11 protein-coding genes are annotated in these 13845 nt (G+C 38.5%); 8 read left to right on the top strand and 3 right to left on the bottom strand.

The window, feature by feature from the left end; genetic code table 11:
* The first annotated feature begins 551 nt into the window (after positions 1–551).
* Positions 552–1433 carry an SDR family oxidoreductase gene (locus tag GZH82_RS02495; protein ID WP_162681158.1) on the top strand — a complete coding sequence of 294 codons (882 nt, stop codon included), beginning with the start codon at positions 552–554 and terminating at the stop codon, positions 1431–1433.
* A gap of 83 nt (positions 1434–1516) precedes the next feature.
* Here GZH82_RS02495 and GZH82_RS02500 read toward each other — a convergent pair whose 3' ends face one another.
* Entirely contained in the window at positions 1517–1726 is a 210-nt protein-coding gene (locus GZH82_RS02500; protein ID WP_162681159.1) for a hypothetical protein, read from the bottom strand.
* A gap of 186 nt (positions 1727–1912) precedes the next feature.
* On the opposite strand from GZH82_RS02500, the gene GZH82_RS02505 reads away from it, so the two are divergent.
* The gene (locus GZH82_RS02505) at positions 1913–3037 is read left to right on the top strand and encodes a hypothetical protein (protein WP_162681160.1); all 1125 of its coding nucleotides are present in this window, start codon (positions 1913–1915) and stop codon (positions 3035–3037) included.
* A gap of 352 nt (positions 3038–3389) precedes the next feature.
* On the opposite strand, the gene GZH82_RS02510 is transcribed toward GZH82_RS02505, so the two are convergent.
* The gene (locus GZH82_RS02510) at positions 3390–4142 is read right to left on the bottom strand and encodes a DeoR/GlpR family DNA-binding transcription regulator (protein WP_162681161.1); all 753 of its coding nucleotides are present in this window, start codon (positions 4140–4142) and stop codon (positions 3390–3392) included.
* A 166-nt stretch (positions 4143–4308) separates the two neighbouring features.
* Between GZH82_RS02510 and GZH82_RS02515 the strand changes: the two genes are divergently transcribed.
* From GZH82_RS02515 to aldA, 6 genes are read left to right on the top strand one after another with little or no spacing between them, the layout of a single operon-like run.
* Positions 4309–6078 carry an L-fucose isomerase gene (locus GZH82_RS02515; RefSeq protein WP_162681162.1) on the top strand — a complete coding sequence of 590 codons (1770 nt, stop codon included), beginning with the start codon at positions 4309–4311 and terminating at the stop codon, positions 6076–6078.
* 11 nt (positions 6079–6089) lie between these two features.
* Entirely contained in the window at positions 6090–7499 is a 1410-nt protein-coding gene (locus GZH82_RS02520; RefSeq protein ID WP_162681163.1) for a rhamnulokinase, read from the top strand.
* A 15-nt stretch (positions 7500–7514) separates the two neighbouring features.
* A complete protein-coding gene (locus tag GZH82_RS02525; RefSeq protein ID WP_162681164.1) occupies positions 7515–8168 on the top strand; it encodes a class II aldolase/adducin family protein in 654 nt (217 codons plus the stop codon).
* Between the two features lie 26 nt (positions 8169–8194).
* Positions 8195–9556: an MFS transporter gene (locus GZH82_RS02530; protein WP_162681165.1), complete on the top strand. Its 1362-nt coding sequence runs from the start codon at positions 8195–8197 to the stop codon at positions 9554–9556.
* Positions 9557–9586: 30 nt separating this feature from the next.
* A complete protein-coding gene (locus GZH82_RS02535; protein WP_162681166.1) occupies positions 9587–10951 on the top strand; it encodes an alpha-L-fucosidase in 1365 nt (454 codons plus the stop codon).
* Between the two features lie 31 nt (positions 10952–10982).
* Positions 10983–12416, top strand: coding sequence for an aldehyde dehydrogenase (aldA, locus tag GZH82_RS02540; RefSeq protein ID WP_162681167.1), 1434 nt, complete (start codon positions 10983–10985; stop codon positions 12414–12416).
* A gap of 152 nt (positions 12417–12568) precedes the next feature.
* Here aldA and GZH82_RS02545 read toward each other — a convergent pair whose 3' ends face one another.
* A complete protein-coding gene (locus GZH82_RS02545; RefSeq protein WP_343236283.1) occupies positions 12569–13768 on the bottom strand; it encodes an IS110 family RNA-guided transposase in 1200 nt (399 codons plus the stop codon).
* Between the last annotated feature and the right edge of the window lie 77 nt (positions 13769–13845).

Consider the following 13845-nt stretch of genomic DNA (forward strand, 5'->3'; position numbering starts at 1 on the left):
ATGTATGATAATTGACACATATTTATTTTATTGACTATTTAACTGTGCTCGTAGTCTTGTCAGCTTTACATTCATTTAATATCAATACGTTTTGATGAAAGTATTGATACTAGAAGTCTAATAACAAAGATATATTAGTAGAGTCTTTAATTTTAAATAGGGAGAGGCACAGAAATCAAAATGATGACTGTTTCTCTCCCTTATTGTTGTTATGGTTCAATGTGTTGAGGGAATTATTGAATGATTTTAAACGGTATCAAAATTCAGCATGTGCTATGAGAATGAATATCTTATACGCCGACATCTTCACAAGCTTGAGCAACCTGGCTCGCTACATTTTGCCCAAGTATAGATAAATAGTTCTTATGTGTTAAATCTTTCAATAAGACATTTATTCAAATGTGAAATTTAGTTTTTAAAATTTTGTTTGTTGACTATTTAAATTATTAAATTATATATGGATGACAATGAGAATGTTTTTTATAGATATGTATGTTTTTAAATACATAAAAAGGGAATGAAAAACATATACAATTGAAAGGGGTTTTATCATGACTCATAATAATCCGTTGAAACAATTTTTTAATGGTGATTTTGAAGAACAACCTCAAGAATATCCTGGGATTCAAAAACAAATGACACCTGTCCCAGATTGTGGAGAAGAAACGTACAAAGGTGCGAATAAATTAAAAGGTAAAAAAGCATTAGTTACAGGTGGCGATTCAGGTATAGGTCGTGCAGCTGCAATTGCTTATGCCAAAGAAGGGGCAGATGTTGCGATTGCTTATCACCCGGATGAACAAGAAGATGCTGAAGAAGTAAAAGCGGTTATTGAAAAAGCAGGACAAAAAGCAGTATTAATTCCAGGTGATTTACGTGATTCGAAATATGCGAAACAAATGGTTAAAGATGCACATAGTCAATTAAATGGGCTCGATATCCTTGTACTCAATGCAGGCATGCAACAATATGAATATGAGATTGAAAATTTAGCAGCGGATCAATTAACAGACACATTTGAAGTCAATGTTTTCTCAAATATTTACTCTATTCAAGAAGCATTACAATATTTTGAGCCAGGCGCAAGTATTATCGTGACTGCATCTATTCAAGGTGTAAAACCAAGTTCACATTTAGTAGATTATGCGATGACAAAAGCTTCTAACATTTCTATGACGAAAAGTTTAGCAGCACAATTAGGGCCTAAAGGTATCCGTGTTAATGCTGTTGCACCAGGTCCTATTTGGACACCACTTCAAGTTAGTGGAGGCCAACCACAAGAAAGTCTGCCAAAATTTGGTCAAAACCAACCACTGCAACGTGCAGGTCAACCTGTTGAGCTAGCAGATGTTTATGTGTTACTCGCTTCAGACAATGCGAGCTATATTACGGGTCAAGTTTATGGTGTCACTGGTGGCGCACCAATTAACTAATCCATTTAACTTAGGTCCATGTGTATATTGAAATGAACCAGGAATCGAATGTATTTCGATTTCTGGTCATTTTTGATATTCAGTTAAAAGAAATCAGAAGGTAATAAATCTTCAAATTCCAAGTGCTCTATTTTTTGCACAGCTTGACTGTTTAAAAAGTCTTGTACATAAGAAGACTGAACAACATCATTTTTGTAATTTTCGACAGCCGCTAAGTTGTCGCTGTCTTGGAAATAGTGTGCAGCAAATAGGATAACACCTATTGCAATGGCAGCACGTAAAAGGACACGCATGGTAGAAACCTCCTTGTAGCGTGATAATTTAAGGATACATGAATGGCTATCGTGTGACATGCGTCTAGAGCAACAATCATCTCTCCAACTTTAGCATGAGAATGTGGCGATCAAACGTTGCGTTACATAAAATTAACATCATTACGTTACGATAAAAGAAAAGAAGACTCAAAGGAGGCGCATGGTGTGAAAGTGACGTTCGAAGCGATTCGACATCAGCAAGGGTGGGTTGAAGCGGTTTATTATGATGAGATACATGAAGGCACGATTCGATTTGAAATGGCAGATCCTATCGAAGTGCGTGATGATTTGGTAGCAGAAGCATTGGCAGCGCTTTGTGGTCAGTACTATGACACGATCGAGATGGAGTGGAAAGTCTCTCAACGAACGAAACAACAGATTGAACGACGCACGGGTGCCAAGCTCATTTGTAAAGTGCGTATGCTCTTTTGGAATATTAATTCAATGATGCGACATGACATCAAAACGCTCAATTTCAACGGGGATGTATATAATTTGTCCGCATTAGCACTGACGACTGGTGACGTGAATGCAGTGTCATTGGATTTTGGTCGGGAATCTGCACACATGTATGACATGTTTGATGAATGGCAAAGTCGCATCGTAAAAACGAATGTGATGGAGACGCATTTTCCTTTGATTACTTCAGATTATTATATGATAGGAAGTATTTTGTACAAAGACTTTTTCAATACCACTTATATGGTGACTGGGATGCAGTTGAATCCGCTGACAGTTAACATGACGAAAATGGAGGCTGAACAGGCGATTGCAGGAATGGTGAACTTGCCTCATTCTCTAGGGTTAACGGCAGTGGGGCATACGAAAATTGCGTGTCAACGTTGGCCCCATTTGCTCGAACAGGCGTGTCATGCAGTGAGAACATCGCAACCACATATCGGTGTACAACAGCGTCTGCTCATAGATGTGGAAAATGAACGCGGTCGACTCGGACTGGGTGCGTATGCGAATCAAGTTCAGTCGACAGAGATTGCTTGGGGAACGGACGAACGGTTGGATTTTTTAGCGCTCTATGTATTGAAATATGGTGGTATGGCGCAAGCAGAAAAGTTAGTCCAACACATCCCATTAGAAGCGGAGGCCCTCGTTCAACAATGTGATTTTCAATTTTATGAGCGTTATTATCCCGGTGTATTGCATTATATGGATAAGTCTATGCGTGAAGCAGTGCAACAGCGGTTAGAAAAATATGGCATTGTGATGATGAGTGAGTCGGATTGGCAAAATTTTATGACTGTCAGAACGTGGATACAACAAACAAGAAGATAAAAGGAAATAAGGGGCTGAGACATTATGTTTTCTCTGCCACTATCTTCACATGACCTTATTATTCATCAATGATTATAAAATAGTCGAAAAATGGAAATGCATAGAACATAAAAATGTATGCTATTGTTTTTCTTGATTTCATAAACTTGTCCTCAGTTTTCTACATTTGATGTCAGATTGGCAAAATGGGCGAGACTCCTAAGGAAAAGTAAAAAAACAACACCACGTCTAATAATTTTGATAGTGGTTATTGTTTATCGCAGTAGCTGTCTGACTTCTCAATGTATGCACTTTTGAGAAGTCTAGTCAGCCTTGCGGGGGTGTTACTATACCCAACTCCGTGTCCTACCCATTAAAGCACTTCGACGTGATGTCGTTCGAGCACTTCGCGATACGCTTTTGGAAGTGGAACATCACTCACCACATAGTCAATGTCATCAAACGATGCGAATTGAAACAGTGCATCTTCATGTGGTATCAGTTTGCTCGAATCGACAAGCATGATGATTTTTCGTCCTTGGCGCACCATTTCTTTCTTAGTAAATCCTTCATGTTCCCCATTCACTGAAGCCCCGTTAACCGAAAATGAACGACAGCTTAACAATGTGACGTCCGTATAATAATGATGAATCGTATTAATCGCTTGGGAACCGACTAATGTCGCTGAATCAGGCTTTAACATCCCGCCTGTTGAAATAAAGTCGAGCGGTGTGGATGATAATTCATACAGCATATTAATTGAGTTCGTAATCACTTTGAAAGACTGCCCTTGAATGGAAAGTAATCGTATAGCCTCTAACACGGTTGAACTCGAGTCCGCCATAATACTGTAACTTTCTTTTAATAAGGGAAGTATTTTTTTAGCGATGATTTTTTTCTTGTCAGAGTTACTCGTCGCACGAAATGCATAAGGAAAGTCACTCTCCGCAACTAACGACGCCCCGCCATGTTTTCTTTTGACGACGCCATCTTTTTCTAACTGTTCCAAATCACGACGAATCGTTTCTTCGCTTACTTTAAAAGTATCTGCTAAATCTTTGACGTTCACATGTTTGAATGTATGCAAACGATTCATAATTTCGCTGTAACGTTGAAATTTTTTCATTTCGTCCATCTCCTTTTCTCACATTATAACGAAAAATATCACAAAAAACCAAAACGCAAACACTCAAAATACCACAAATAATGTGAGAAAATCTTTACTTTATGTAAGCGTTATCATATAATGATTTTGAAAGAGAGAGAAATCATTCATTAAAGGAGGGGTCATGATGTTTACACAGTTACCTAAAATTGGGATTCGTCCAACGATTGATGGACGTCGAAAGGGAGTAAGAGAGTCGCTCGAGGCACAGACGATGGATATGGCGAAAGCCGTGGCACAATTGATTTCAGAGACTTTGAAATACCCAAATGGCGAGGCCGTACAATGTGTGATTGCGGATACAACGATTGGGGGCGTGACTGAAGCCAATAAAGCAAAAGAAAAGTTTGAACAACATCAAGTGTGCGCAACGATCACTGTCACGCCTTGTTGGTGTTATGGTTCGGAAACGATGGATATGAACCACAATATCCCACATGCGATTTGGGGATTGAATGGGACTGAGCGTCCAGGTGCGGTTTATTTAGCGGCAGTCTTATCTGCACATGCACAAAAAGGCATTCCGGCATTTGGCATTTATGGTAAAGATGTTCAAGACGCAACGGATCGTCATATTCCTGAAGACGTCAAAGAAAAATTATTACTGTTTAGTAAAGCCGCACTCGCAAAAGGGCTTATGCAAGGTAAATCATACTTATCAATCGGTAGTGTATCGATGGGAATTGCAGGTTCGATGGTAGATGAAAGCTTCTTCCAACAGTATTTAGGCATGCGCAATGAATATGTCGATTCAACTGAATTAATTCGTCGTATGGAATTAGGTATCTATGATCACGAAGAGTATGAGCGCGCACTGACTTGGACGAAAGAAAAATGTCACTTTGGTAAAGATAACAACGCGCTAGAAAATCAAATTAGCGATGAAGAAAAAGCAAAGCAAGTTGAATTTATTGTGAAGATGACATTGATCAGTCGTGACTTAATGGTAGGTAATCCGAAATTAGCTGAGCTCGGTTATGAAGAAGAAACGGAAGGTCATTTTGCGATTGCTGCAGGCTTCCAAGGTCAACGTCAATGGACGGATTTTTATCCGAATGGTGACTTTACTGAAACGATTTTGAACACGTCATTTGACTGGGATGGCACACGCACACCATACATTTTAGCGACTGAAAATGACACGCTCAATGGGGTATCGATGTTATTCAACTATTTATTAACGAATACAGCCCAAATTTTTGCAGACGTGCGTACATATTGGAGTCCTGAAGCGGTTGAGCGCGTAACAGGTAAGCCATTAGAAGGTCGTGCGAAAGACGGTATTTTACATCTGATTAACTCAGGTTCAGCGACTTTAGATGGAACAGGCCAACAACGACGTGATGGTCAACCTGTGATGAAACCATATTGGGAAATTACAAATGAAGAAGTGGAAGCATGTTTGAACGTGACGGAATTCAGACCAGCGACACAAGAATATTTCCGTGGAGGCGGCTTCTCGACAAACTTCTTAACAGAGGGCGATATGCCTTTAACGATGGTCCGTTTGAATCTCGTTGCAGGATTAGGTCCAGTGTTACAAATTGCGGAAGGTTATTCAGTGACATTAGATGAAGACATTCACCGTACTTTAGATGACCGTACGGATCCAACTTGGCCAACGACTTGGTTTGCGCCACGTTTAACAGGTCAAGGTGCTTTTAAATCTGTATATGATGTCATGAATCATTGGGGTGCGAATCACGGTGCCATCAGTTACGGTCATATCGGTTGCGAGTTGATTACATTAGCATCTATGTTAAGAATTCCAGTCAGCATGCATAATGTGGACGAATCAGACATTTTCAGACCACGTGTATGGCAACATTTTGGTACGGAATCATTGGAAAGTGCGGATTATCGTGCTTGTGCAACATATGGCCCAGTATATCGCTAGGTGGTGACTTTATGAGCGAAACAAAGCATATTGCGATTGATTTTGGCGCAAGCTCAGGCAGAGTCATCTTAGGGACGTTTGACGGTCACAAAGTACAATTGGAAGAGGTGTACCGTTTTGCGAATACACCTGTTGAGATGAATGGCGTCTTGTATTGGGACTTTCCGAAGTTGTTTCAAGAAATCAAAAATGGATTAAAAGCGGTCAGTCGTATCACTACAGAAGTGGAAAGTTTAGCGATTGATACGTGGGGTGTCGACTTTGGTTATATTGATCGGAACGGTCATCTCTTGTTATTGCCTAAAAACTATCGCAATGAAACGAAATTAAAGTACCAAGAAGCTATCTACAACCGTTTATCAGAATTTGAATTTTATAAAGAAACAGGCGTATTACCGAGTTCGATTAATTCATACGTGCAACTTTATGCAGACCTTCAAGAACATCCTTGGTTGAAAGATATAGTGGCACATGTACTTTTTATGCCGGACTTGTTCAACTATTTCTTAACTCAACAAACGAATGTGAACTATGCGATTGCAAGTACAAGTGGTTTGTTGTCTACTGAACAGACGTGGTCAACCAAAGTATTGGACACACTTGGCATTCCGCAACAGTGGTTTCAGCAAAGTGACATGACATTGCACACGATACTCGGTCCGTTGACACCCACACTTGTGAAAGAGACGGGGTTAAAAGATTTGCAAGTGATTGCCTCAGCAGGCCATGATACGGCGGCGAGTATTTTAACAGTCGCATCAGATGCCATATTTATTTCGTGTGGGACTTGGTCAGTCATCGGAATTCAACTCGAAAGTCCGATTATTTCTGAAGCGGCGTATGAGCATCGGATAACGAATGAAGGAACGAGCGAAGGCTACATCAAATGCCTAAAAAATTTGAATGCGCTTTGGGTGTTACAAGAGCTACAACGCTACTGGTCAGAACAAGGCCATCAACATAGCTACAATGAAATCGTTAAAAGTGCAGTCACATGTAAAATTGATAGTTATATCGATGTAGAAGATTCCATTTTTCTGAAGCATGAAAATATGCATGAACTCATCCGACAACACTTAATCGCGACAGGTCAACGTATTCCTGACCATGTAGGAGAGTGGACACGCGTCGTGATTCAAAGTATTGCATTAAATTATCAACGAACGATTTCAGCAATTGAGAAATTATCTGGTCGACATTACGACAAAGTACATATGGTCGGTGGCGGTATACAAAACCGATTGTTGTGTCAATTGACGGCTGATTTTACGAATAAAGAAGTGATAACAGGGCCTATAGAAGCAAGTGCCATGGGGAATATTTTAAGTCAGTTGCTCACATTAAAACACATTGACAAATCAGCGGTTCAACAAGTGATTGATACATCAGTTGAATTAACCAGCTATCTACCAAACGAATAAGAAGGGGGAGGTCAGATGACTGAAAAAGAACAACAATTACGAGAGTTAATTTGTGACATAGGAAGAAATCTATTTAACAAAGATTACGTCGCAGCAAATGATGGCAATATTTCAGCACGTTTATCAGAAAATGAAATATTAGCTACACCCACTGCGACAAGTAAGGGTTATTTGCGACCTGAAAATATTGTCAAATTGGATTTAGATGGCAATATTTTGGATAGCAAAGAGGGCGTTAAACCGTCTACAGAAGTGAAAATGCACTTGCGTTGTTATCAAAAAATGCCACAATGCCAAGGTGTTGTCCATGCGCATCCACCTTATGCGACAGCGTTTGCGATTAAAGGAGAAGTATTGAATAAGGCGACGATGCCTGAAGTTGTCATTGCAATGCCAGAAATTCCATTGGCGCATTATGGCTGTCCATCAACTGAAGAAGTACCGGATTCAATTGAGCCATACTTCAATCAGAGAGAAGCGGTGTTACTAGAAAGTCACGGCGCAATTACATGGGGCAAAGATTTAATGTCCGCTTACTTGAATATGGAGCGTTTAGAGTATATCGCAAAATTAACGTACATTACGAGACAGCTTGATGGAGAACGTGAATTATCACAAGAAAGAATTGATGAATTAATTAAGTTGAGATCATTTTATGGTATGGATTAAAGGTTTAAAAAAGTGAGGAGATTAGTATGTCAAAACAATCAGGGGCTAATTACAAAGCGTCAGTGAGGGAAAAACTAGCTTACGGTTCAGGGGACGGTGCAACGGCATTTGCTGCTGTAATGGTAGGAAGTTTCTCTATGTATTATTTCACAGATGTCATTGGGATTTCAGCAGCGTTTTTAGGAAGTGTATTGTTTTTCACACGTATTTTTGATGCGATTACGAACATTTTGATGGGTTATGTGGTAGATAAAACGAGTACAAGATGGGGGAAAGCGCGTCCGTGGGTTTTATGGTCAGCAGTACCTTTAGCGATTTCAACAATACTTGTCTTTAGTATGCCGACCGGATGGAGTGATACTGCTCTCAATTGGTATGTTGTCATTATTTTGAACTTGTATTTCTTGATTTACACAACAAGTAACATTCCTTATGGTACGTTAGGTGCGTTAATTACACAAGATTCTAAAGAACGTAACAACTTGAACTTATTCCGTATGATTTCATTCTTTGTAATGATGTTGATTATTTCAAATGTGACTATCCCTGCAGTTAATGCATTCGGTGGTGATGCTCGTGCATGGCAATATGTTGCTATTATTTATGGTGTCTTACTTGTAGCTATCTTCATGTTTACATTTAAGTTTACGAAAGAACGTGTGACGCAAACGAAAAAAGATAGAGACATTAAGTTAATGAAATCATTCAAATTACTGATCACGAATAAATATTGGATTATGATTTTTGGCATTATGTTAATGTCTTGGATATTGCTCGGTATGATGACAGGTACAAATGTTTACTATGCAGACTATATTTTAAAAGATGCAAGTGTAGTCGGTGCAATGTCACTTTTCTTTACTATTCCAATGTTAGCAGGCTTTTTCTGTATGCCATATCTTTTAAAGTTTTTTGACAGAAGACCATTGATTTTAATTGGTTTATTCTTAGTTGTCGTTGGTAGTGCGATGATGTTGATTAAAACAGATAGTTTACCTTTAGTGTATAGCGCTTCAATCTTAAGAGGTTTAGGTTTTGCGCCAATGATGGGTAGTGCTTATGCAATGTTAGCAGATACGATTGAATATGGTGAATGGAAACAAGGTATCCGTAATGAAGGTATGATTTATAGTGGTGGGACATTTAGTACAACATTAGCGGGTGGTCTTTCAGGTGCGATTACAGGTTGGATTTTAGAATTCGGTGGTCATATTAGTGGTAAAGATCATGCACAACAACCAGAAAGTGTGTACACAGTGATTGAATTTATATTCATCCATTTACCAATTATTTTAGCGGTGATCATTTTTATTATTATGTTGTTCTACAAACTCGATAAAATTTACCCACAAATTGTTAAAGATTTAGAGAGTCGTGTACGTAATTAAAAATATAAAAACTGTGGAGGTACAATAAACATGTATTATACACCGAGTTGGGAATCATTAAAGCAACATCCATTACCGAAATGGTTTGATGATGCGAAGTTTGGTATTTTTATCCATTGGGGTCCTTATTCTGTGCCACATTGGGCGAATACAGAGGGCAAATTTGGAGAAATTGACCGTGATATGCATTTTACATTAAATCCTTATTCCGAATGGTATCAAAACACTTTACGTATTGCGGGAAGTCCAACTGCAGAATATCATGCGAAAACGTATGGTGAAGATTTTGAATATGAGCAATTTGCAGATTTATGGAAAGCAGAAAAATGGAATCCTGAAGCATGGGCAACATTGTTCGAAAAAGCAGGTGCGAAATATGTCGTTTTAACTACAATGCATCACGATGGGTTCAACTTATGGCCTAGTCGCTACAATCAAGATTACAGTGTTGCAACTAAAGGGCCGAAACGTGATTTAGTGGGTGAATTGACTGATGCGGTACGTCAAAAAAACTTAAAAATGGGACACTATTATTCAGGTGGTTTGAACTGGCGCTTTACGTTTGAGCCGATTGTAACATTTGAAGATGTCAAATATGTGCGTCCAATTACGTATGATTTTGCAGATTATGCGTATAAACAATTTGCTGAACTGATTGAAAAATACCAACCTGATATTTTATGGAATGACATCGGTTGGCCTGATAAAGGTTTAGAAGATGTGAAGCATTTATTTGCTTATTATTACAACAAAGTGCCTGAAGGTGTCGTAAATGATCGTTGGCATATTGAGAAAAATGCGCCGAACTGGAATCATCCACCAGAAAAGTTTGAAACATGGGAAGACTTTGATACGAAAGAGTATTCCAATAATCATCAAGCTGCTCAAAAGAAATGGGAATATACGCGTGGTATGGGTTATTCTTTTGCTTTCAATAGTAATGAAGGTGAAGAAGAAACGATTTCAGAAGAAGAACTTGTCAGCCTACTCATTGAAGTGGTAAGTAAAAACGGCAACTTATTATTAAATGTCGGTCCGCGTCCAGATGGTACTATTCCTGAAATTCAAGTGGAACGTCTTCATCAACTTGGTGCATGGTTAGAAATGAATGGCGAAGGGATTTACGAGACACGTCCAAGTGCACAACCTTCTATCAAATTAGACGAAGGCACAACAGTGTTCTTTACACAAAAAGAAGATGTGACATTCGCATTTTTAACAGGAGAAGTGACGCAAGAATCGACACTTGAGTTGGACGAATTACAAGAAGTTCATAAAGTAGAAACTTTAAACCCAGGTGATGATATTGAAACGGAAATCCATGGTACAACAGTTACGATTCGATTCAAGCAACAAGCAGATACAGTAGCACACGGTTTTAAATTGATACATTAAAAATGATGTTTGACTAAAGGGAGGTCATTGTATGGTTGAGGTATTAAAAAACTATGTTAATGGTGAATTTTTAGAAGGTCATGCAGATGAAGTGATTGATGTTGTGAATCCGTCGACTGAAGCAGTGATTGCGCAAGTGCCGACTGGTGATGTGGCTCTAGTACGTGAAGCGATTGAACATGCAGATGTGGCACAACAAACTTGGGCGACGTTGCCTGCTGTTCAACGTGGTGTGTATTTACGTGAAATCGCAAAAGGTATTCGTGAACGTGCTGCAGAAATTACGCAAACGATTATTCAAGAAGGCGGTAAAGTACATGCGTTAGCGGAAACTGAAGTGTATTTTACTGCGGATTACTTAGATTATATGGCAGAGTGGGCACGTCGTTATGAAGGTGAAATTATTCAAAGTGATCGCCAAGATGAACATATTTTCTTATATAAGAAGCCGCTTGGTGTTACGACGGGGATTTTACCATGGAACTTTCCATTTTTCCTTATTGCGCGTAAAATGGCCCCTGCTTTATTAACAGGAAATACGATTGTCATTAAGCCGTCTGTGGAAACGCCGATTAACGCTCAAATTTTTGCTGAAATTGTTCATGCATCTGGTTTACCGAAAGGGGTCTTCAACTTAATTAACGGTTCAGGGCGCGTACTCGGGGAAGAGTTAGCGAACAATGACAAAGTTGCGCTCGTGTCGTTAACAGGAAGTGAGCCTGCTGGTAAACAAGTGATGGCTTCTGCAAGCAAAACGTTAACGAAAGTCAATTTAGAGCTTGGCGGTAAAGCGCCTGCTATTGTATTTGAAGATGCAGATTTAGATGCTGCTGTTGAAAATATCGTCGCATCTCGTATCATCAATACAGGTCAAGTGTGTAACTGTGCGGAACGTGTATATGTGCATGAAAATGTGAAAGCGGCATTTACAGAAAAGCTTGTTGAAAAAATGGCGTCTGTACAATACAGTGATCCGAACGTGCATCAAGACAGTGCAATGGGACCATTAATCAGCAAAAAGGCACAAGTGAATGTACATCGTCTCGTCGAAGGTGCGATTGAAGCGGGAGGCAAACTTTTACTCGGTGGTGAATTACCTACAGAAAAAGGTTATTATTATCCACCGACAGTTATTGATCAATGTACGAACGATATGGAGATTGTCCAAGAAGAAATTTTCGGTCCAGTTTTACCATTAATTTCGTTCAAAACATTTGATGAAGTGATTGAAAAATCGAATGATACGAAATACGGTTTAACATCTTCTGTATATACGAAAGATTTACAAACTGCATTTAAAGCAGTTGACCGTCTTGAATTTGGTGAAACGTATATTAACCGTGAAAACTTCGAAGCGATGCAAGGTTTCCACGCTGGGGTGAAACATTCTGGTATTGGTGGCGCTGATGGCAAACACGGTTTAGAAGAATATTTACGTACACATATCGTCTACATGCAATTATAAAAAAGCGAGGGCTGGGCGCATATGAAATGTCCCAGTCCTCTTCCTACGATTTGTCAAGAGTTCAATAAGTGAAATTGACATTACTGAACTAGACCGTCCAATTTTTACTTTTTTGAATAAGGTGTTATGATGTATATGATTATGTGGTTTCGTTAGTGTGGTGCTTTCTGATAATCATATAATTTATCATTGACTATCAAGTAGTGAATGGTCTTTAATAAGCGATTGATACTCGCTATTACGGCAGTCTTGTGGGGTTTCCCATGAGGCTGCTCTCTTAATTTATAATAATAATCCACAATATGGCTTTGATAATGATTTCTTCCCCTAAGCATGTTCATAGTGATTAAATACAATAAACGCCTTGCTTTTTTATTTCCTCTTTTATTAATCGTATCTCGACTCTTTGAAGTTCCTGATTGGTAACGTTTAATATCAATGCCTACAAATGCATTCAGTTGTTTATTTGTTTTGAATTCTCTAATATCTCCAAGTTCCCCAATAAGCAATGTAGCTGTGAGTTCTCCGATGCCAGGAATTGAAATAATATTTTCAAACTCAGTTGTATTTTTAGCTAAATCAATCATTTCCTGATCAAATGCTTTCATTTCTTCTATCCCAATAAGCAGTTTGTCGCATAAGTATTGGACTTTTTGTAGGAGGAAAGAAGACTTGCGCACATTCGGAAAACTATTATTCTTTATTTCAATTAATTTTTTGGCATACTTGTGCGCTTTTTTAATTGAAATGCCTTTATCAGTTGAATGAAGTACTTTTTCCACCAATTCATCATGAGTCAAAATACTTACATAATCAGGATGAGGAAATGCTTTAGCTATATTTAATGCGATTTTTGAATATCTGTTAGTAAATAACTTTTCTAACCCTGGAAATGTTTGATGTAGTGTTTCGACTAACTCAACTTTGAGACAATTTTGGTTGATCTCCATTTCTAAGTGAAAGCGCGCACGTTCTCTCAGTTCAAAGTAGATCTCTTCAGGATGACGTTGTACCTTTGAATCTTTCATTCTAAAGGCAAGAAGTGCGAGTTTATGTGCGTCTGACTTATCTGTTTTCCATGATCTTAACGAATTTGTTTTAAACTTGGCTTCTAGGGGGTTCATTTCTAAGTAATTTATTTTGTGAATTTCACAAAAGTGTTTCATACCTCTTGAATAAACACCTGTTGATTCAAAGAGGATAAACAGGGAATCAAGATGCTTGATATCATTTTTAAGATAACGATAGCCATTTTGATTATTTTGAATGACCAATTCTTTAACCAAAACTTCATCCTTATAATGTGCGACCACACTTTCTGACTTACTGATATCAATACCAAAACAGTTAATAAAAATCATACCTTTCTCTATTGAATTGAGAAGATTTTAACTTTACTTAGCCTTTTTCATTTCATTTTCCTATACAC

The organism is Staphylococcus sp. MI 10-1553, from assembly GCF_010365305.1.
Lineage (GTDB): Bacteria > Bacillota > Bacilli > Staphylococcales > Staphylococcaceae > Staphylococcus.